General features: G+C 57.7%; 15 protein-coding genes. 4 read left to right on the top strand and 11 right to left on the bottom strand.

Annotation, left to right across the window (positions count from 1 at the left end):
- Positions 1-6: 6 nt before the first annotated feature.
- Together ASD54_RS10665 and recG are read right to left on the bottom strand one after the other, a co-directional pair.
- Positions 7-324 carry a hypothetical protein gene (locus ASD54_RS10665; RefSeq protein ID WP_062554535.1) on the bottom strand — a complete coding sequence of 106 codons (318 nt, stop codon included), beginning with the start codon at positions 322-324 and terminating at the stop codon, positions 7-9.
- Between the two features lie 80 nt (positions 325-404).
- Positions 405-2510 carry an ATP-dependent DNA helicase RecG gene (gene recG / locus ASD54_RS10660; protein ID WP_062554534.1) on the bottom strand — a complete coding sequence of 702 codons (2106 nt, stop codon included), beginning with the start codon at positions 2508-2510 and terminating at the stop codon, positions 405-407.
- Between the two features lie 93 nt (positions 2511-2603).
- Between recG and ASD54_RS10655 the strand changes: the two genes are divergently transcribed.
- Both ASD54_RS10655 and mfd read left to right on the top strand, forming a co-directional pair.
- Entirely contained in the window at positions 2604-2933 is a 330-nt protein-coding gene (locus tag ASD54_RS10655) for a succinate dehydrogenase assembly factor 2 (RefSeq protein WP_062554533.1), read from the top strand.
- A complete protein-coding gene (gene mfd, locus ASD54_RS10650) occupies positions 2930-6445 on the top strand; it encodes a transcription-repair coupling factor (RefSeq protein WP_062554532.1) in 3516 nt (1171 codons plus the stop codon). The genes ASD54_RS10655 and mfd overlap by 4 nt, the downstream gene beginning before the upstream one ends.
- Positions 6446-6458: 13 nt before the next feature.
- On the opposite strand, the gene ASD54_RS10645 is transcribed toward mfd, so the two are convergent.
- The 3 genes from ASD54_RS10645 to ASD54_RS10635 are packed head-to-tail and all read right to left on the bottom strand — an operon-like array spanning position 6459 to position 9965.
- On the bottom strand, positions 6459-7394 hold the full coding sequence (locus ASD54_RS10645; protein ID WP_062554531.1) for a DMT family transporter: 936 nt from the start codon (positions 7392-7394) through the stop codon (positions 6459-6461).
- A 55-nt stretch (positions 7395-7449) separates the two neighbouring features.
- On the bottom strand, positions 7450-8121 hold the full coding sequence (locus ASD54_RS10640) for a DsbA family oxidoreductase (RefSeq protein ID WP_062554807.1): 672 nt from the start codon (positions 8119-8121) through the stop codon (positions 7450-7452).
- Between the two features lie 32 nt (positions 8122-8153).
- Positions 8154-9965, bottom strand: a complete 1812-nt coding sequence (locus tag ASD54_RS10635) for an extracellular solute-binding protein (protein WP_062554530.1) — start codon at positions 9963-9965, stop codon at positions 8154-8156.
- Positions 9966-10226: 261 nt separating this feature from the next.
- Here ASD54_RS10635 and ASD54_RS10630 point away from each other — a divergent pair, with 261 nt between their 5' ends.
- Complete coding sequence (locus tag ASD54_RS10630) at positions 10227-10862, top strand: invasion associated locus B family protein (protein ID WP_062554529.1); 636 nt, start codon at positions 10227-10229, stop codon at positions 10860-10862.
- A gap of 74 nt (positions 10863-10936) precedes the next feature.
- Here the strand turns inward: ASD54_RS10630 and hspQ are convergent, their stop codons facing one another.
- The 4 genes from hspQ to ASD54_RS10610 all read right to left on the bottom strand — a co-directional run bounded on the left by hspQ (position 10937) and on the right by ASD54_RS10610 (position 14187).
- Complete coding sequence (gene hspQ / locus ASD54_RS10625) at positions 10937-11266, bottom strand: heat shock protein HspQ (RefSeq protein ID WP_062554528.1); 330 nt, start codon at positions 11264-11266, stop codon at positions 10937-10939.
- 67 nt (positions 11267-11333) lie between these two features.
- On the bottom strand, positions 11334-12269 hold the full coding sequence (locus ASD54_RS10620; protein WP_062554527.1) for a DMT family transporter: 936 nt from the start codon (positions 12267-12269) through the stop codon (positions 11334-11336).
- Positions 12270-12380: 111 nt separating this feature from the next.
- Complete coding sequence (gene glnA, locus ASD54_RS10615) at positions 12381-13790, bottom strand: type I glutamate--ammonia ligase (protein WP_062554526.1); 1410 nt, start codon at positions 13788-13790, stop codon at positions 12381-12383.
- A gap of 58 nt (positions 13791-13848) precedes the next feature.
- Entirely contained in the window at positions 13849-14187 is a 339-nt protein-coding gene (locus ASD54_RS10610) for a P-II family nitrogen regulator (protein WP_062554525.1), read from the bottom strand.
- A gap of 315 nt (positions 14188-14502) precedes the next feature.
- Here ASD54_RS10610 and ASD54_RS10605 point away from each other — a divergent pair, with 315 nt between their 5' ends.
- Positions 14503-15990 carry a bifunctional ADP-dependent NAD(P)H-hydrate dehydratase/NAD(P)H-hydrate epimerase gene (locus tag ASD54_RS10605; RefSeq protein WP_062554524.1) on the top strand — a complete coding sequence of 496 codons (1488 nt, stop codon included), beginning with the start codon at positions 14503-14505 and terminating at the stop codon, positions 15988-15990.
- Here the strand turns inward: ASD54_RS10605 and ASD54_RS10600 are convergent.
- Together ASD54_RS10600 and uvrA are read right to left on the bottom strand one after the other, a co-directional pair.
- Positions 15977-16798, bottom strand: coding sequence for a DUF72 domain-containing protein (locus tag ASD54_RS10600; protein WP_062554523.1), 822 nt, complete (start codon positions 16796-16798; stop codon positions 15977-15979). The two genes, ASD54_RS10605 and ASD54_RS10600, sit on opposite strands and share 14 nt — an antisense overlap.
- A gap of 26 nt (positions 16799-16824) precedes the next feature.
- A complete protein-coding gene (gene uvrA, locus ASD54_RS10595; RefSeq protein ID WP_062554522.1) occupies positions 16825-19752 on the bottom strand; it encodes an excinuclease ABC subunit UvrA in 2928 nt (975 codons plus the stop codon).
- Position 19753 lies beyond the last annotated feature (1 nt).

Here is a 19753-nt window from a genome sequence, read left to right as displayed (position 1 = left end):
CGGATTTCAGGAGCTGACGGAAACAACCACGGTTCCCATGGGGAAACTGATTGCTCCGAAAGTGCCAACTGCCTTATCGACGCCGGATGGGACGGAGAGAGTGTTTCCGGGTGGATTGGACGCATCGATAGTGAGGGTTTCTTGTCCTGCGACTTTGTCGCCCTTCCAGAACTGAATGTTCAGCGTTGCTACCCCTCCACTTACATTCTCTACAAGTAACCGATAGGCGCTGATAACCGAAGTTGGGGTGACAGGCACCTCGAATGAGGACGCGCCTGCCTGAAAGTCGGAAACGGAAAAATTAACCTGAAAGCTATTTGACATAATTCAATCCTCAAGTTTGACGGCTTAAAGTACTTCTTGAGGTTGAATTTATTATGAACAACACGCCATGATAATTGCCGCTATCCAGCCCGCAGATATCGGATCGCCTCATCGCGCCGATGCAGGTAGAGCAGAACGCGAAGCGCTTGCCCGCGTTCACTTGTCAGTTCCGGATCTCGTTCCAGGATGTAGGTCGCATCCTTGCGGGCGATTTCCAGCAGGTCGCCATGGGCCTCAAGGCTTGCGATACGAAAGCCGGGTGTGCCGGATTGCCGCGTTCCCAGCAATTCGCCTTCGCCACGAAGTTTTAGATCCTCCTCCGCGATCAAGAACCCATCTTCGCTGTCTCGCAAAATGGAAAGGCGCGCCCGACCAGTTTCGCTAAGCGGTCCCTTGTAGAGCAAAATGCAGGTTGAAGCCTCGTCGCCACGACCAACGCGCCCGCGCAACTGATGCAGTTGCGCAAGGCCGAACCGTTCCGCATGCTCGATGACCATGATCGTTGCATCGGGAACGTCGACGCCAACTTCGACAACGGTCGTTGCGACAAGCATTCGCAGTTCCCCGGCCTTGAAGGCCGCCATAACCGCATCCTTTTCCGGACCGGTCATCCGCCCATGAACAAGACCCACCTTGGGACCCAGTGCCTTTGCAAGAACCGCGTGTCGCTCTTCTGCCGACATCAGTTCGGAAAGATCCGATTCCTCAACGAGAGGGCAGATCCAATACGCTTTCTTGCCGTCGGCAATGGCTGCGCGCAGACGTGCTACGATCTCGTCTGTCCGCTCCGTCGGCACCGTCACGGTCTGGATTGGCTTACGGCCCGCTGGCTTCTCCGTCAGTTTGGAGACATCCATGTCGCCGAAGGCTGCGAGTACCAGCGTGCGCGGGATTGGTGTTGCTGTCATGACGAGCAGATGCGGGTTCGCACCTTTGGCCGTTAGCCGCAAACGCTGGTGAACACCAAAGCGGTGCTGCTCGTCCACCACTGCCAGCATGAGGTCGTGATAGATAATGGCGTCCTGAAACAGCGCATGGGTGCCGATGATGATCTGCGCCTCCCCGGAGGCAATTCGGCTCAGAACCTCGTCGCGCTCCTTGCCCTTTACCCGTCCAGTCAGAACCTCCACCTTCAGCCCGACCGCCGCACCGAAGCGGGAAATCGTAGCATGGTGTTGCCGGGCAAGAATTTCGGTCGGCGCCATCAGCACAGCCTGTCCGCCTGCCTCGACGACGTCAGCCATGGCCATAAGCGCCACAAGCGTCTTGCCCGCGCCGACATCGCCCTGCACCAGCCGCAACATGCGCTCCGGCTTTTCCATGTCCTGCAGAATTTCGGAAATTGCCGTCTGCTGGCTGTTTGTCAGCGAAAAGGGCAGGGTCTTGCGAATGGCTTCCCGCAAACTACCCTGTACCTTGATCGGTCGGCCCGCCGCCTTGCGCATGCGCTGACGAACAAGCGCCAGAGAAACCTGGCCCGCCAGAAATTCATCATAGGCCAGACGGCGGCGCGCAGGCGTCTGAGGGTCGAGATCGGCTGCATCCCGAGGATCGTGCAGGCGGCGGAAGGCATCCGCGGTCGAGGGCAAGCCCTGTTTCTGCTGAAGCGGAATATCCATCCATTCCGGCAGGTTGGGCAGACGTGCAAGCGACCCCTCTACGGCCCTGCGAATGACTTTCGGAACCAGACCGGCCGTCATGGGATAGACCGGCTCTACCAGGGGCATATCGGCCGCTTCGGATGCCTTCACCATCAGGTCCGGATGCACCATGGAGGCACGGCCATTGAACCAGTCCACCTTGCCGCTGACGAGGATCTCTTCGTCGATGGGGAGGGCTTTTTCGAGCCAGTTGCCTTTCACCTTAAAGAAGGTCAGCGCCAATTCGCCGGTCTCATCGCGCAGGAACACGCGATACGGCATGTTGCTCTTGCCCGGTGGAGGCGGCTGATGCCGGTCAACATGGCCCTGCACAGTCACGATCACGCCTTCCGGTGCCAACGCAATGCCCGGGCGGTTTCTGCGATCAATCAACGACGAGGGGGCGTGGAAGAGGATATCCACCACGCGGCAGTCATCCGCATCCTCGCGGTTGGTGACGCGGGCAAGCAGTTCTGCCAGTTTTGGGCCGATGCCGGGCAGGCTTGAGACGGACGCAAAGAGCGGATCGAGAAGGGCTGGACGCATGGCCGGGAAAATGCGCTGGAAAATGCATGTTTGGCAAGGCTGACAAGCAGAAGTTTTCGGCCTATATGACGCGTACAAACAGGGTACACGCTCATGACAGGACTGTCGCGCAGCAGCGCTGATCTCGATCCCCGCCGTCGTCGCATTCTTTATCGGTGCTGGCACCGTGGGATTCGCGAAATGGATCTCGTGTTCGGACAATTTGCCGAAAATGAAATCGCCTCTCTTTCGGATCAGGAACTCGATGAATTCGAGACGATCATGGCCGAAGAGGATCAGGATCTGAACCGTTGGATCACCGGTGCCGATCCCGTACCTGCGCATCTGCAAACGCCGATGTTCGAGCGACTTTGCAAATACCGGCCTGACTTCGATATCGTGACGATTGCCTCCCTCGCTGAGAAGCACGGTCCGCGTTCATGATTTCTGGCTTCGATGCGAAAAAACTGGCCGCTTCGGCGGCAGGGTTCACTGTTGCCAACGTGCAGGCGGGCATGGAGCCTTTCCTGCTGGCGGAAATGGCCCGGGCAGGGCAGCCGGTTGCCTATGTCATGTCGGACGGCCACCGGATGGCGGACCTCGAGCAGATGCTCGGCTTTGTTGCGCCAGACATCCCGGTGCTGACGCTACCCGCCTGGGACTGCCTGCCTTATGACCGTGTTTCGCCGAGCGCTGATACCTCGGCAAGACGTCTCGCCGCTCTCTCTGGCCTGATTGCCCACGCGCGCAAACCGCATCCGGCAATCGTGCTGGTGACCGTCAATGCGATGATGCAGAAAATTGCGCCAGCCGACGTGATTGAAAGCCTCGCCTTCTCGGCCAAGCCCGGCAATACGATCCGCATGGATGACATCGCGGCCCGGTTGGAGCGAAACGGCTTCGACCGTGTGCCGACCGTGCGCGAAGTCGGCGAGTTTGCCGTTCGCGGCGGCATCCTCGATGTCTTCGTTCCCGGAAGCGAGGAGCCGGTTCGACTGGACTTCTTCGGCGACACATTGGAAACCATTCGCACCTTCGACCCGGCCAGCCAGCGAACGACAGGTCAGGCCCGCGCGCTCGATCTGAACCCGATGAGCGAGGTGACGCTGACGCCGGAAACCATCAGCCGTTTCCGCAAGTCATATCTCTCCACATTCGGCGCGGCAACGCGTGACGATGCGCTTTATCAGGCGGTGTCTGAAGGCCGCCGCTATGCGGGCATGGAGCATTGGCTTCCCCTGTTTTATGAGAAGCTGGAAACAGCATTCGATTATCTTTCCGGTTTCCGTATCGTCACCGACCATACGGCGCGTGAAGCTGCGCTGGAGCGTTCAAAGCTCATTCTGGATTATTATGAGGCGCGCCAGTCGTCCGGCACCGGCGGCAAGGGCGGCGCCGCACAGTCGGCTCCTTACAAGCCTCTGTCGCCCGGCCAGCTTTATCTGGAGGGCAAAGGCTTCGGCGCGCTGCTGGATGCCGTCCACGCCATTCGCCTGACGCCGTTCAATGAGCACGAGGGCGAGAGCCGCAAGATCGTGACGGTCGATGCCCATGCCGGTCCGCGGTGGGCGAAGGCGCAGGCAGAAGCCGAGCAGCAGTCGCGTGACGAACGGACAAACGTGTTCGATCTCATCGTGAAGCACATTGCCGACAAGCGCGCCGAGGGCTCGAAAGTACTGATCACCGGTTGGTCCGCCGGTTCGCTGGATCGGCTTCTCCAGGTGCTGGACGAGCATGGCCTGAAGCGCATCAAGCAGATCGAGAAACTTGCCGATCTCCGCAGGCTGGACAAGGGCGAGGCGGCTTCCGCCGTCCTCAGTCTCGAAGCAGGCTTTGAAACCGGCGATCTCGTCATCATCGGCGAGCAGGATATTTTGGGCGACCGTATGGTTCGCCGTTCCAAGCGCCGCAAGCGTGGCGCGGACTTCATCTCGGAAGTCGCAGGCCTCGATGAAGGCTCTCTGGTCGTTCATGCCGAACACGGCATCGGGCGCTTTGTCGGCCTCATCACGATTGAGGCCGCGGGCGCGCCCCGTGCCTGCCTTGAGCTTCACTATGCCGATCAGGCCAAGCTCTTCCTCCCGGTCGAAAATATCGACCTCCTGTCGCGTTATGGATCTGACGCTGCGGAAGCCCAGCTCGATAAACTGGGCGGTGGTGCCTGGCAGGCTCGCAAGGCCAAGCTCAAGAAGCGCCTGCTGGACATGGCCGATGCGCTGATCAAGCTCGCAGCCACGCGCATCACGCGCCGAGCACCGGTCTTGGAAACGCCTGAAGGGCTGTACGACGAATTCGCCGCACGCTTCCCCTATGATGAGACGGAAGATCAGGCGAATGCCATCGATTCCGTGCGGGAGGATCTGGCCGCCGGTCGCCCGATGGATCGCCTCGTCTGTGGTGACGTCGGCTTCGGCAAGACGGAAGTGGCGCTCCGTGCTGCATTCTTCGCCGCCATGAATGGCGCGCAGGTGGCCGTCGTCGTGCCGACCACCTTGCTCGCCCGGCAGCATTTCAAGACGTTCCGCGAGCGCTTCCGCGGCCTGCCAATCCGGGTGGAACAGGCATCGCGCCTCGTGACCACAAAGGAGATGAACCAGACGAAGAAGGATCTGTCCGAGGGCAAGGTCGATATCGTCGTCGGCACCCATGCGCTGCTCGGCACCGGCATCAAGTTCGCCAATCTCGGTCTGCTCATCATCGACGAGGAGCAGCATTTCGGCGTCAAGCACAAGGAAAAGCTGAAGGAGCTGAAGAGCGACGTTCACGTTCTGACGCTGTCCGCGACGCCAATCCCGCGCACACTGCAACTGGCCATGACCGGCGTTCGCGAGCTCTCGCTGATCACCACACCGCCGGTGGATCGCATGGCGGTTCGCACCTTCATCTCGCCGTTTGATCCTTTGGTCATCCGCGAAACTCTGATGCGCGAGCATTATCGCGGTGGACAAAGTTTCTATGTCTGCCCGCGTCTGGCCGACTTGCCGGATATTCAGGCCTTCCTGCAATCGGATGTGCCTGAATTGAAGGTGGCGATTGCTCATGGGCAGATGCCAGCGGGCGAGTTGGAAGACATCATGAACGCGTTCTACGACGGCAAATATGATGTGCTTCTGTCCACCACCATCGTCGAATCCGGCCTGGACGTTCCGACGGCCAATACGCTGATCGTTCACCGCGCCGATATGTTCGGTCTGGCGCAGCTCTATCAGTTGCGTGGACGTGTTGGCCGTTCGAAGGTTCGCGCCTTTGCGCTGTTCACATTGCCGGTCAACAAGCAGTTGACGACCACCGCAGAGCGCCGCCTCAAGGTTCTGCAGTCGCTCGATACGCTGGGCGCGGGCTTCCAACTGGCCAGCCACGACCTCGATATTCGCGGTGCAGGAAATCTTCTGGGCGAAGAGCAGTCTGGTCACATCAAGGAAGTCGGCTTCGAGCTTTACCAGCAGATGCTGGAAGAAGCGGTGGCCGAGGTGAAGGGCGAAGACGAGATTCTGGACACAGGTTGGTCGCCACAGATCTCTGTCGGCATCACGGTCATGATCCCGGAAAACTATGTGCCGGATCTACACCTGCGCATGGGTCTTTATCGTCGTCTTGGTGAGTTGACCGAGTTGAAGGAAATCGATGGCTTCGGCGCCGAGATGGTGGACCGTTTCGGGCCCATGCCAGTCGAGGTGCAGAACCTGCTGAAGGTCGTCTTCATCAAGTCGCTCTGCCGTACGGCCAATGTCGAAAAGCTGGAAGCTGGTCCGAAGGGCGTCGTCCTGCAGTTCCGCGACAAGCAATTCCCCAATCCGGCTGGACTGGTGGGCTATATCGCGAAACAGGGCAGCATGGCGAAGATCCGGCCGGATCACAGCGTGTTCCTGAACCGCGATCTACCGACACCGGAAAAGCGCCTCAGCACGGCAGCACAGATCATGGTTCAACTCGCGGATCTGGCAAAGCAGGCATGAATGCGTAAAGCGGTCAGGCCGGGTTGTCCGGCTTGACCGCCAGAGCCGCCTCGCTTTGTCCTGCGACCGGCGGCGGCAGGCTGGTACCTCGCTTGCGTTCACGAATGAGCGTCAAAAGCCCGGAACCGACGATGAGGGCGATACCCACCGCCATCCAGCGGTCAACCGAATCGCCAAACACAAAGTAGCCGAGCAGGATTGCCCATAGCATCTGGCTGTACTGGATCGGGGTCACGATCGCCGCCGGCGCGTAGTAGGATGCAATCATCAGAAGCACGGTACCAACAGCCGCCAGCAGTCCGAAGGCTGTCAGCAGAACAAAGTCCCAAGCCGTTGGCATCATCAGGGTCGGCAGCATCAGCACCGCGCAGATGATGAGACTGCCGAGAATTCCGGCGCCGTACATCGAGATGTTTTTCTCGCTTGGACCCAGCTTGCGGTAGATGATGACGGAGACGGCACCGGTGAAGCCTGAAGCGAGTGCCGTCAGGTGACCGAAAGACAGTTCTCGAAATCCGGGTCGCAAGACGACGAGTACGCCGATAAAGCCGATAATCACGGCTGCCCAGCGCTTTGCTCCCACCCGCTCCTTCAAGAAAATGACCGACATGATCGTCGCGAACGACGGCAGGAGGAAGATCAGACAGAATGCTTCCGCCATGGAGAGTTCGGTGAAGGCGATGATACTGCCGACAGTACCGATCGTGGCGCAGACAAAGCGCAGCAGCCAGAGCGGGCGGTTGGTGGTGCGCACCATGTCGCTCCATCGGTCGCCCTTTTTCAGCAGGAACGGGACCGCCGCAAAGCCAACCACCGTTCCAATGAAGCCTGCCTGAAAGGCCGGAACGCGTCCTTCGACGAGTTTCACGGCAGCATCGCTGAAGGAGTAGGCTGCAAAGCAGAGAAAGGCGATGAAAATGCCTTTGAGGGTCGTATCTTGACTGGACAAGGGAGCGATTCCGGCAGGTGTTGTCGTGCCGGATTAGGCTTCTCTTACAAAGGCGTCAATTCAAGTTCGCGCGGGCTTCTGCTTTTGCTTTCGCAATGTCCACGAATGCGTTGGCCAGCACATCCGGCGTTTGAGCCCCACTCACCGCGTATTGCTGCTCGATGATGAAGAAGGGAACCCCGTTGACGCCCATCTTCTGCGCGGCCTCGATCTCGCCAAGAACAGTGTCGATGTCGGCATCCGAATCGAGCAATGCTGCAACAACATCATGCTGGAGGCCGGACTGAACAGCGATGTCCAGCAGAACATGTGTATCGCCGATATTGCGGCCTTCCTCGAAGTTCGCCTTGAACAGAGCCGTCACGACACGGTCCTGCACATCGCGACCCTCCATTGAGGCCCAATGGATCAAGCGATGCGCATTCAATGTGTTGGGGCCGACTTTGATCGCTTCGAAATTGAAGTTGATTCCAACGTCACGGCCGAGTTCTGTCAGCATATCGTGAGCGCGCTTGACGGCTTCCGCACCGCCCAGCTTTTTCTCAAGCGCGGCCTTCTGGTCAACGCCCTCGGCGGGGTAGTCAGGATTCAGGCGGTAGGGTCGCCAGTTGATGTCGATCTGCACCTGATCTTGCACTTCAGCAATCGCGAGTTCGAGACGCGCCTTGCCAAGATAGCACCATGGGCAAACCACATCGGATACAAGGTCAATGGTCAGCTGTTCCATCAGGGCCATCCGTCAGTTGGTTCGTTCGTTACTTACTTCTGCGCCCGCACATCCCACCAGGTAGGAAGCTGGTAGCCATAAAGCGGAAGTTTGTCGCTATGCTCTATGTACTTCCAGCGCGCAACCCATTGTTCCGGAATGTGATAGAGCGGCACAAGATAATTGCCGGCAAGCAGCAAGCGGTCGTAAGCCCGTACCGCAGTTTCAAAATCTTCGCGGGAGCGAGCGTTCAGCATGGCCTGGATGATGCGGTCGACATCTGGATCGGCCAAACCGGCAAAGTTGAAACTGCCTTGGCGGTCCTTGGAATCACTTCCCCACCGGCCAATCTGCTCGATGCCGGGCGAAAGCGAGGAGGGGTAGGATTTCATGATGATGTCGTAATCAAAGTTGCCGGAACGACTCTGATACTGCGCATCATCGACCGTGCGGATCGACAGATCGACCCCGATCATCTTCAGCGTTCTCTGGAAGGAAATGGCGACTTTTTCCTGGTCCTGATTCTGGGTCATGATCTCGAAGGCCATTGGCACGCCGGACTCATTCACCATCTTGCCACCCTTGATGGTGTAGCCGCCCTTCTTCAGGGTTTCTACCACATCACGCAGCACCTTCCGGTCGCCACCGGAGCCATCCGTTGCAGGAAACTCGGTCTTGCCATCAAGGATGTTCTTCGGGATCTTCTTCACTGCGTCGCCGAGCAGCGCCAGTTCTTTCTGATCCGCTGGTTTTCCCAGGGAGGACAGGCTGGAATTCTGCCAATAGCTCTGCGTACGCGTATAAGCGCCGTCAAACAGGTTGCGATTGGCCCATTCGAAATCAAATGCCGTCGCCAGAGCCTTTCGAACATGCTCGTTCTGGAAGGCAGGGCGCCGAAGATTGAAGACGAAGCCGAGCATGCCGGAGGGAACATTCGGCTTGAATACGTCCTTGATGACATCGCCGCTGCTCACTGCCGGAAAGTCGTAGGCACGTGACCAGTGAGTCGGATTGCCTTCCAGGTAGACGTCGATTGCACCCTTCTTGAATGCCTCGAACAGGGTGTTTTCCTGAAGGAAATATTCGACCGACAACTCATCGTAATTGTCGAACCCGACCTTGGAAGGGATGTCCTTGCCCCAGTAATTCGGATCTCTTTCATACACGATCTTCTGGCCGGGATTGACTGTCTTCACCTTGTAGGGACCGGAACCCGTCGGAATCGTCAACGAGGATTGATCAAACGTTGCAGCGTTTATGATGTGCTTTGGCAGGATGGGAGTGCCAGAGGCGAGGATAAGCGGAAACTCCCTGTCCGCCAGCTTGTTGAACGTGAAGCGCACGCTTCGCTCGCCAATTTTTTCCATTTTCTCGACGGGCTTGAGGCGGGCATTGAAAGGCGTGCGGCCCTTGTCCCGCAGGACCTCCATGCTGAAAATGACGTCTTCCGGCGTGACCGGCTGCCCATCGGACCATTTCGCCTTCGGATTCAGATTGAACTGGATATAGGTCCGCGCCTCATCCCATTCGACGCTTTCCGCCAGCAACCCATAGAGCGTGAAAGGCTCATCGGACGAACGAACCATCAGGCTCTCGTAAACAAGGTTGCCGAAGATGTTGTCCCACATCCCCCGCGCGGTTGTACGGATGCTCTTCAGATTGAACGGATTGAGACTATCGTACGTGCCGACGACGCCATAAGCGATCTTGCCGCCCTTTTTGACAGATGGATTGACGTATGGGAAATTCTTGAAGTCGGCTGGTAGCGCAGGATTTCCGTGCATTGCAATGCCATGGACAGGTTCCGCACGGGCGGCCCCTGCCAAGGCAAGCAAAATAAAGGAAAGCGTGGTCAAACGGCGCATGGTCTTACGTCCTGTCAAAGTCGATTCGCTGCGAGCCTAGCCTATAGCTCGCAATGACTTCAATCGGCGGACCTAAAAGATCAATATGCCGTGTAGTTTCGCAAAACTAATGCTGGATATCCGCCGCCACGCGATGTAACAGGGGTGCAAATCGGGTGGGTCATTCAAATGCCTCATTTGAACGACAGTGGAGCGACACCGCACCCGGCATGAAGCGGCACAGCTGCTTCTCACAACCGCTTTCAGGAGACGGATCTCGGTATGATGCTTAAGGCAAACAAGGTTCTGCGGACTGCCATGTCCGCCCTCGCACTTTCATTCGGCGCAGCGCCAGTAGCAGCACTGGCGCAAGATGGTGCCGCACCGGCTGGCGCTCCGCCACTTGGCTGGTTCAAGACCTGCGACAAGCAGGACGACAGCGATGTCTGCGCCGTCCAGAACGTTCTTCTCTCGCAGAACGGTCAGCTGATCACGGCAGTCGGCCTCATCACCGTCGAAGGCAAGGTCAACCGCAAGATCCTTCAGGTCTCCGTTCCGTCCGCTCGCCTCATTCAGCCTGGCGTCGTGATGCAGATCGATGGCGGCAAGGGCCAGAAGCTCGATTACGTACTCTGCATCCCGGACCGTTGCACGGCTGAAGTGGTTCTGACCGACGCCATGATCGCGAGCCTGAAGAAGGGCAGCGAAGTCGTATTTACGTCCATCAATTTCCGTCGCGCTCCGAATCCGATCAAGGTCGCACTGAGCGGCTTTACCGGTGCATTCGATGGTGCGCCGATCTCGCAGTCGCAACTGGCAGAGAGCCAGCGCAATCTGCAGGAAAGCATGCAGAAGAAGGCAGAAGAAGCGCGTAAGAAGCTTGAGGACGCCCAGAACGCTGCCAAGACCGGCCAGTAAGGCCGGTCCATACAAGTTTATCCGAAAAAGGGGATGCCATCCGGCATCCCCTTTTTGATTCTACGCTGTGCGTATCAGTGCGCCATCATGGCCTTGGGCTTGAATTGACCGGTCGGCGCGACCTCGAATACCTGCTCGACCTGCGGATTCTTCAAGGGAACGCCGCTGTCGTCGTGGACAAGATTTTGCTCCGAGACGTAGGCCACATAGGCTGTCTCGTCGTTTTCTGCCAGCAAATGGTAGAATGGCTGATCCTTGTGCGGACGAATTTCAGCCGGGATCGCATTCCACCACTCTTCGGTATTCGCGAATTCGGGATCCACGTCGAACACAACTCCCCGGAACGGAAAGACCTTGTGACGGACGACTTCCCCGATCGTAAACTTTGCGCTGCGTTGTTTCATGGTTCAGACTTCCTTTCCCAGTAGATGTGGGAATTCATAAATCTGACATCAAGACCTGAATCTTTCTTCAACGTGTCCCGGAGGCATGAGGCCGTCGCTGAGGCAGTGTCGCAAGAACGACGCCTCCGGTGACAAGAACCATTCCAATGGCGTGATAGGTGTGGAATTCTTCGCCCAGGAAAAGCACGGCCATGATGATGGATATCGGAGGCATCAGATAAAGCGTGATACCCGCTTTTGCGGCTCCGAAGACGCGCACGGCATGCTGGAAGCAATAGAATGCGGCCAACGACGCGAAAGCGATGATGCCAGCAAGCTTCAGCCACGCGATCCTGGTGTGGGGCAACAGCCCGCCCGATAGATAGTCAATGATCGCGAGTGGGAACAGGCAAGCCGCACCCGACAGAGCGAGCAGGAAGAACAAGGATAATGGGCCGACTTCGGTAGCCGCGGGTTTCCGAAGCAGCAGTGAATAGAGTGCAAAGGCAATCGCTGCGACCAGAATTCCAAAATCGCCGACATTGAACGTGAGACGGAGCAGGGCTCCGAGATCGCCGTGAAGTACGATAGCGGCGACTCCGGCGAAGGCTATGATCATGCCAAGTATCTCTCGCGCCATCAGCTTTCGGCTCTGAAACAGCCATTGGAACAGGATGATGAAGAGTGATGACGTCGTGTAGATCAATGTGGCATTCGATGCGGATGTCGCTGTGAGCGCCCAGTAAACAACGCCACCGCAGATGCCCATGCCGAGAATGCCAAGCATCAACCAATAACCGGTATGCCTGCGCACAAACGCAATGCCCGCCGATCGGTCATGCCATACAAAAGGAAGGATCAGCAGAGCCGCGCCGAACCAGCGGATGAACGCGGTAATGAACGGACCGATTTCCCCCAGAATTCCGCGCCCGAAAATGATGTTGCTGGAAAAGAAAACCGGAGCAAGGAGAAAAAGGACCCAATCGGAGGTCGCGGGAGGTCGTGTCGTAGATGTTGGAGTCATCGAATGCGCCGGGAACTGACTGTCTGGCGCTGCCCAACCGATTTAAGTGACCAAGAATGCAAGCGCTCGGAGAGGGAAAGGGTCGCTGCGGGCAGCGACCCTCCATAATCATTATGCAGAGTAGTACATGTCAAACTCGACCGGATGCGGCGTCATTTCGAAACGCATGACTTCCTGCATCTTCAGTTCGATGTAAGCGTCGATCTGGTCGTCATCGAACACGCCGCCGGCAGTCAGGAACTTGCGATCCTTGTCCAGGCTTTCGAGCGCTTCACGCAACGAACCGCAAACCGTTGGGATCTTCTTCAACTCCTTCGGCGGCAGGTCATACAGATCCTTGTCCATGGCCTTGCCAGGATGGATCTTGTTCTTGATACCGTCGAGGCCGGCCATCAACATTGCAGCGAAGCCGAGATACGGGTTCTGAGCCGGATCCGGGAAACGAACTTCTACGCGCTTGGACTTGGGGCCTGTTCCGAATGGAATACGGCAGGAAGCAGAGCGGTTGCGAGCCGAGTAGGCCAGCAAGACCGGCGCCTCATAGCCTGGAACCAGACGCTTGTAGGAGTTGGTCGTCGGGTTGGTGAAGGCGTTGATTGCCTTGGCATGCTTGATGATGCCACCGATGTAGTACAGGCAGCTCTCGGAAAGACCGGCATACTCGTCGCCAGCAAAGGTCGGCTTGCCGTCTTTCCAGATCGACTGGTGAACGTGCATGCCCGAACCGTTATCGCCATAGATTGGCTTTGGCATGAAGGTAGCGGTCTTGCCATAAGCATTGGCGACCTGATGCACGACATACTTGTAGATCTGCATCTTGTCGGCATTCCGAACCAGCGTATCGAACTTCACGCCAAGCTCATGCTGCGCAGCGGCCACTTCGTGATGATGCTTTTCAACGACGACGCCCATTTCGGCGAGAACCGTCAGCATTTCGGAGCGCATGTCCTGAAGGCTGTCGACCGGCGGAACCGGGAAGTAGCCGCCCTTGACGCGCGGGCGATGGCCAAGGTTGCCGGTCTCGTAATCTGTGTCGTCGTTAGATGGCAGTTCCGAGGAATCGAGCTTGAAGCCCGTATTGTATGGATCAGCCTTGTACTTCACATCATCGAAGATGAAGAATTCCGGTTCAGGTCCGACGAAAACCGTGTCGCCGATGCCAGACGCCTTGAGGTATGCCTCGGCCTTCTTGGCTGTGCCGCGTGGGTCGCGGTTATAGGCTTCGCCGGAAACCGGATCCAGAATGTCGCAGATCACGACCATGGTGGACTGGGCGAAGAAGGGGTCCATGTGTACTGTTGCCGGATCGGGCATCAGTACCATGTCGGATTCGTTGATTGCTTTCCAGCCGCCAATGGAGGAACCATCGAACATGACGCCATCGGCGAACATGTCCTCGTCGACGGCTACGACGTCCATCGTGACGTGATGCAGCTTACCCTTGGGGTCGGTAAAGCGCAGGTCCACGAACTTGACGTCATTCTCCTTGATCTGCTTCATGATGTCGCTTGCGGTCGTCATGGAATCTCCCATTAATCAATATGTTAGTCGTTTGCCCGGCTCTAGTCGGCCGGGTTTGTCAGATTGCGTCTACACCGGTTTCGCCGGTGCGGATGCGAACAACTTCTTCAACGTTGGAGACGAAGATCTTGCCATCGCCAATGCGTCCAGTTTGAGCCGCGTTGCGGATCGCATCGATCACCGCATCCACGTTTTCATCAGCCAGCACCACTTCCACCTTAACCTTCGGAAGGAAGTCAACAACATACTCAGCGCCGCGATAAAGCTCGGTATGCCCCTTCTGGCGACCGAAACCCTTCGCTTCCGTTACTGTAATGCCCTGCAGCCCGACCTCTTGAAGCGCTTCTTTGACTTCGTCCAGTTTGAAAGGCTTGATGATCGCTTCAATCTTTTTCATGAGAAAATAACTCTCCGCTTCTCCCTCGAAAACGGGTGATGCCCGTTTGCCCAACTAGATGCACGTAGCGTGCCAACCGCATGGAGCGGCAAAGAATTTTTGGTTCCGGATCTAGAACCCTCCTCCTGCTTGATTGCAGGCTATGGTTTCACGATGCACAATGCAAGGGGAAGCTGGTGAGAGAGGGTTAGTCCGAAAGTGCACACGAAAGTCGCATTTAAGCGAGTTTAAAAAATATGCAAAAGCACAAAAAATCATCTTAAATTGGGACCTCGTTTGACGTTCAAGAATGAAAACTTGGGGAAATGCTCAAAGATGCTGCGTGATGAGACAATCCTGTTCACGACCGAGGAGGCTGCAGCCGCTGATGCGGATTCGGTAGGGCGTGGAATTGAGATCGCTGCTCTTATGGAACGGGCGGGTTATGCCGTGGCTGCATCCGCACTTCGGCACTTTCCAGAGGCTCGGAAGATCGCAGTTCTTTGTGGCCCGGGTAACAATGGCGGCGATGGTTATGTCGCTGCCAAGGTTCTCGCTAGCCATGGATGCAATGTCGCCGTTTTTTCCTGGGGAAGGTCGAGCGTTGAGGGGGCCGCGAGAGATGCACGAGAGCGGTGCCCGCTGCCGATAGAACCCATTTCCGCCTACGCTCCTGAACGAGATGATCTGGTCATCGATGCCTTGTTTGGTGCTGGATTGACACGACCTTTGCCCGAGCCTGTCCAGACCCTGATCGAGGCTGTGAAGCTTGCCGATGCGTCGGTCCTGGCGGTTGATCTTCCAACCGGCATCTGCGGGAATCAAGGGCGCATGCGGGGTGCGGCGTTCGATGCCGATGTCACCGTCACATTCGAGGCTCGCAAGCCGGGACATCTGTTGATGCCGGGCCGCGCATTCTGCGGCACAGTGGAGGTCGCGTCGATCGGCATGCCAAGACGGATCGTCGAGCAACATGCCCGATCAGTCTCGGTCAACAATCCGAAAGCCTGGCAAATCGAATACCCCTTGATTGAAGCCAATACGCATAAGTACCGTCGCGGGCATCTGGCCGTATTTTCCGGGGGACGCAGCCATACCGGAGCCGCACGTCTCGCCGCTGCCGCAGGCCTTCATGCCGGGGCAGGGCTCGTCACGGTGGGCGTTCCGCCGGATGCACTCGATGTCGCTGCCGCATCGCTGACCGCGGTCATGGTCCGGTCTGTCAGTTCGCGACTGGACGTGGAGCAGTGGCTCTCCGAGGCCAAGATCCACGCCTGCGTTATCGGCCCTGGATTTGGTGTCGGAGAGACGATTCGGGACTACATCGAAGTCCTGGCTGCCAAGCCCTGCGTTATCGATGCCGACGCAATCACGTCCTTCTCGTCTAATCCCGGGCAACTGTTCGCGACATTCAAGAACATCGGAAGTCCATATATTCTGACGCCTCATGAAGGCGAGTTCGCACGGCTGTTTCCGGATCTGGCTCGAAATGACAGCCTGGGCAAGCTCGAACGGGCCAGACTTGCTGCCGCCCGCTCAGGCGCAGTCGTCATCGACAAGGGACCGGACACGGTAATCGCCGCACCCGATGGACGTTGTCTGATCAATGAGAACGCGCCGCCCTGGCTGGCAACTGCGGGATCCGGAGATGTGTTGGCCGGAATTGCAGGCGCACATTTGGCGCAGGGAATGCCCGCCTATGAGGCCGCCGCCGCTGCAGTCTGGCTTCATGCGCAAGCGGCGCAACACGCGAAAAGAGGCATGACGGCAGAGGACCTTGTCACGGCAATTCCGTCCGCGCTCGAAAGCCTCAATCCCCTTTGAGCTTGTCGAAAAGCCGACGGGCACCGTTGGGTGCGTTGACTTTACCCCCTGTGATGAAGAAAGCGAAGACGTCCCGAGGGGTCTTCGCGGCCTTCCGGTTTGGAGCGTTCAGCGACAGATCGTCCGGCGTGCCGCCCTCGGCGTAGACTGAGATGCGGTCTGCCCATCGTTCGAGCTCAGGTTCCGGATAGCAGGTTTTCACATCATCGGAACCGCGCTGCAGGCGCAGATAGACGAAGTCCGACGTCACATCCGCAAACATAGGGTATTCCTCATGGTCAGCACACACTGCTGCTACGTCGTACTTTGCCAGAAGATCCACGAACGCCTCGCAACAGAAACTCGCATGCCGCGGTTCCACAACGTGGCGAAGAGGCAGGCCGTTGAGCGACTTTGGAAGGAGTTGCAGGAAGCCTTCGAAATCAGCGGGATCGAAAGCTTTCGTTGCCATGAATTGCCAGAGAATAGGCCCGAGATGAGGCCCAAGTTCGGCAATTCCCTGGTTCAGAAACTTGTCGATGGATGGGCCGGCCTCTGCCAACACCTTCCGGTTCGTGCAGTAGCGGCTGGCCTTCAACGAAAAGACAAAATGATCTGGAACCTCTGAGGCCCATTTTGCAAAGGTCTCCGGCTTCTGGCTTGAATAGTAGGTGCCATTCACCTCGATCGCCGTCAGTTCGCGGCTGGCGAACTCCAACTGCCGTTTCTTGGCCAGCTTTTCCGGATAAAACGTTCCTTCCCAAGGCTCAAACGTCCAGCCACCGATCCCGGTGCGGATTTTGCCGGTAGCTGCGCGTTGAGCTGTCATCTCGCCGTCCCCCTCAGTTCCGTCTGCTACTCTGCCGCTTCGGCCTTGACCTTACGCTGCGGTCTGCGCGTCAAAAGCTCCTTCAGGAATTGCCCGGTGTAGCTGCGCTTTTCCTTGACGATGTCTTCCGGAGGGCCGCAAGCCACAATTTCACCGCCCCCGGTTCCGCCTTCGGGGCCGATGTCGATGATCCAGTCGGCAGTCTTTATGACTTCAAGGTTGTGCTCGATCACCACGACGGAATTGCCCTGGTTGACGAGTTCATGCAGCATTTCCAGTAGTTTGGCGACATCATGGAAGTGAAGCCCGGTCGTCGGTTCATCCAGTATGTAAAGTGTGCGGCCCGTGGAGCGCTTTGAAAGCTCTTTGGCCAGTTTTACGCGCTGCGCCTCGCCGCCCGAGAGCGTATTTGCCTGCTGACCGACCTTGATATAGCCGAGACCTACATCGAAAAGCGCCTGCAGCTTGTCCCGGACCGCGGGCACGGCGGAGAAGAACTCGACGCCTTCCTCGACCGTCATGTCCAGAACGTCGGCAATCGACTTGCCCTTGAACAGCACGTCGAGTGTCTCTCGGTTGTAGCGCTTGCCATGGCAAACATCACAGGTCACGTACACATCTGGAAGGAAGTGCATTTCGATCTTGATGACGCCATCGCCCTGGCAGGCTTCGCATCGCCCGCCCTTGACGTTGAAGGAGAAGCGTCCCGGCTGATAGCCGCGCGCCTTTGCTTCCGGCAGGCCTGCGAACCAATCTCGGATCGGTGTGAAAGCACCGGTATAGGTGGCCGGGTTCGAACGCGGCGTGCGCCCGATCGGCGATTGGTCGATGTCGATGACCTTGTCGATGAACTCGAAACCATCGATGCGGTCGTGTTCCGCTGGAATCTCGCGAGCGCCCATAACTCTACGTGCAGCGGATTTGTAAAGCGTTTCGATGAGGAAGGTCGATTTGCCACCGCCGGAAACACCGGTCACGGCTGTAAACACGCCAAGCGGCACAGAAGCGGTGACGTTTTTCAGGTTGTTGCCCCGTGCGCCGACGACCTTGATCTCCTTGCCCTTCTTGGGCTTGCGTCGTTCTGCCGGAACCGCGACTCCAAGCTCGCCCGATAGATATTTGCCGGTGAGCGAGTTCGGGTTATCCATGATTTGCTGTGGCGTGCCTTCAGCAACCACCTTGCCGCCATGAATGCCGGCTGCCGGACCGATGTCGACAACGTAGTCGGCTGTCAGAATGGCGTCCTCGTCATGCTCGACAACCAGCACCGTATTGCCGATATCCCGAAGATGCTTCAGCGTTTCCAGCAATCGGGCGTTGTCGCGCTGATGCAATCCGATCGAGGGCTCGTCAAGCACGTAGAGAACACCCGTCAGGCCGGAACCGATCTGCGATGCGAGGCGGATACGCTGGCTTTCACCGCCGGAAAGCGTGCCGGAATTTCGCGAAAGGCTGAGATAGTCCAGCCCCACATCGTTGAGAAAGCGCAGCCGGTCGCGAATTTCCTTCAAGATACGAACAGCAATCTCGTTCTGTTTGGCATTGAGACGCGCGGGAAGATCCTCGAACCAGTCACGCGCTTTACGGATCGACATATCGGTCACCTGTCCGATATGCAGCTTGTCGATCTTGACCGCCAGGGCCTCCGGCTTCAGACGGAAACCGCCACAGGCCGGGCAGGGAGCCGCAGACATGTAGCGCTCGATTTCCTCGCGCGCCCAGGCGCTGTCTGTTTCTTTCCAGCGGCGTTCGAGGTTGGGAACGATGCCTTCGAAGGTCTTGGTCGTCTTGTAGGATCGCGCTCCATCCGCATATTGGAACTCGATCTTCTCCTCGGTCCCATGGAGGATTGCCTTCTGCGCCTTGTCCGACAGCTTCGACCACCGATCGGAGAGCTTGAACCCGAAAACCTTGCCCAGTCCCTCAAGGGTCTGATTGTAATAGGGCGACGACGATTTCGCCCAGGGCGCAATCGCGCCATCCTTCAGCGTCCGATCAGGCTCTGGAATGATCAGGTGCTCATCCACCTTCTGCTGGGCACCGAGGCCATCACAGGTCGGGCATGCGCCGAACGGATTGTTGAAGGAGAAAAGGCGAGGTTCGATTTCCGGAATTGTAAAACCGGAGACCGGGCAGGCGAACTTCTCCGAAAACAGAACACGCTCATGCGTTTCATTGAGCGATTTGTTCGCAGATCCCCCGGCTGAGGTCTCTTCCGGTGGCAAGGGCTTGTCTGCGAATTCAGCAATGGCAAGACCGTCCGCCAGCTTCAGGCAGGTCTCCAGACTGTCGGCCAGACGAGCGCCAATATCATTGCGCACCACGACACGATCCACCACAACATCGATGTCGTGCTTGTACTTCTTGTCGAGCGCCGGCACCTCGGCAATCTCATAGAACTGGCCGTCCACCTTGACGCGCTGGAAGCCCTTTTTCATCAGGTCCGCCAGCTCCTTTTTATACTCGCCCTTGCGTCCGCGCACCATGGGAGCAAGAATATAGAGGCGCGTCCCATCCCCAAGGGCGAGCACACGGTCTACCATCTGGCTTACCGTCTGACTTTCGATCGGCAGTCCGGTTGCCGGAGAGTAGGGCACGCCCACGCGCGCAAAAAGCAGGCGCATGTAGTCGTAGATCTCGGTCACCGTGCCGACGGTCGAGCGCGGGTTTTTTGACGTCGTCTTCTGTTCAATCGAAATTGCGGGAGACAGCCCGTCGATCTGGTCGACGTCCGGCTTCTGCATCATTTCCAGGAACTGGCGCGCATAGGCCGAGAGGCTCTCGACATAGCGGCGCTGACCTTCTGCATAGATGGTATCGAAAGCGAGCGAGGATTTGCCCGAACCCGAAAGGCCGGTCATCACGATCAGGCTGTTGCGCGGCAGATCGAGATCTACACCCTTGAGGTTATGCTCGCGGGCACCGCGAATGGAAATCGTCTTGAGTTCGCTCATC

Origin of the sequence: Rhizobium sp. Root149 (assembly GCF_001427345.1) — a bacterium.
Lineage (GTDB): Bacteria > Pseudomonadota > Alphaproteobacteria > Rhizobiales > Rhizobiaceae > Neorhizobium > Neorhizobium rhizoryzae.
This window is presented reverse-complemented; position numbering and strand designations above follow the sequence as displayed.

Excerpts from the sequence above, each read along its gene's own strand:
- hspQ (WP_062554528.1), bottom strand. The coding sequence starts at position 11,266 with ATGAAACAACGCAGCGCAAAGTTTACGATCGGGGAAGTCGTCCGTCAC.
- ASD54_RS10640 (WP_062554807.1), bottom strand. The coding sequence starts at position 8,121 with ATGGAACAGCTGACCATTGACCTTGTATCCGATGTGGTTTGCCCATGG.
- ASD54_RS10610 (WP_062554525.1), bottom strand. The coding sequence starts at position 14,187 with ATGAAAAAGATTGAAGCGATCATCAAGCCTTTCAAACTGGACGAAGTC.
- ASD54_RS10635 (WP_062554530.1), bottom strand. The coding sequence starts at position 9,965 with ATGCGCCGTTTGACCACGCTTTCCTTTATTTTGCTTGCCTTGGCAGGG.
- ASD54_RS10665 (WP_062554535.1), bottom strand. The coding sequence starts at position 324 with ATGTCAAATAGCTTTCAGGTTAATTTTTCCGTTTCCGACTTTCAGGCA.
- ASD54_RS10620 (WP_062554527.1), bottom strand. The coding sequence starts at position 12,269 with ATGACTCCAACATCTACGACACGACCTCCCGCGACCTCCGATTGGGTC.
- ASD54_RS10655 (WP_062554533.1), top strand. The coding sequence starts at position 2,604 with ATGACAGGACTGTCGCGCAGCAGCGCTGATCTCGATCCCCGCCGTCGT.
- uvrA (WP_062554522.1), bottom strand. The coding sequence starts at position 19,752 with ATGAGCGAACTCAAGACGATTTCCATTCGCGGTGCCCGCGAGCATAAC.
- ASD54_RS10605 (WP_062554524.1), top strand. The coding sequence starts at position 14,503 with ATGCTGCGTGATGAGACAATCCTGTTCACGACCGAGGAGGCTGCAGCC.
- recG (WP_062554534.1), bottom strand. The coding sequence starts at position 2,510 with ATGCGTCCAGCCCTTCTCGATCCGCTCTTTGCGTCCGTCTCAAGCCTG.
- ASD54_RS10630 (WP_062554529.1), top strand. The coding sequence starts at position 10,227 with ATGATGCTTAAGGCAAACAAGGTTCTGCGGACTGCCATGTCCGCCCTC.
- ASD54_RS10600 (WP_062554523.1), bottom strand. The coding sequence starts at position 16,798 with ATGACAGCTCAACGCGCAGCTACCGGCAAAATCCGCACCGGGATCGGT.
- mfd (WP_062554532.1), top strand. The coding sequence starts at position 2,930 with ATGATTTCTGGCTTCGATGCGAAAAAACTGGCCGCTTCGGCGGCAGGG.
- glnA (WP_062554526.1), bottom strand. The coding sequence starts at position 13,790 with ATGACGACCGCAAGCGACATCATGAAGCAGATCAAGGAGAATGACGTC.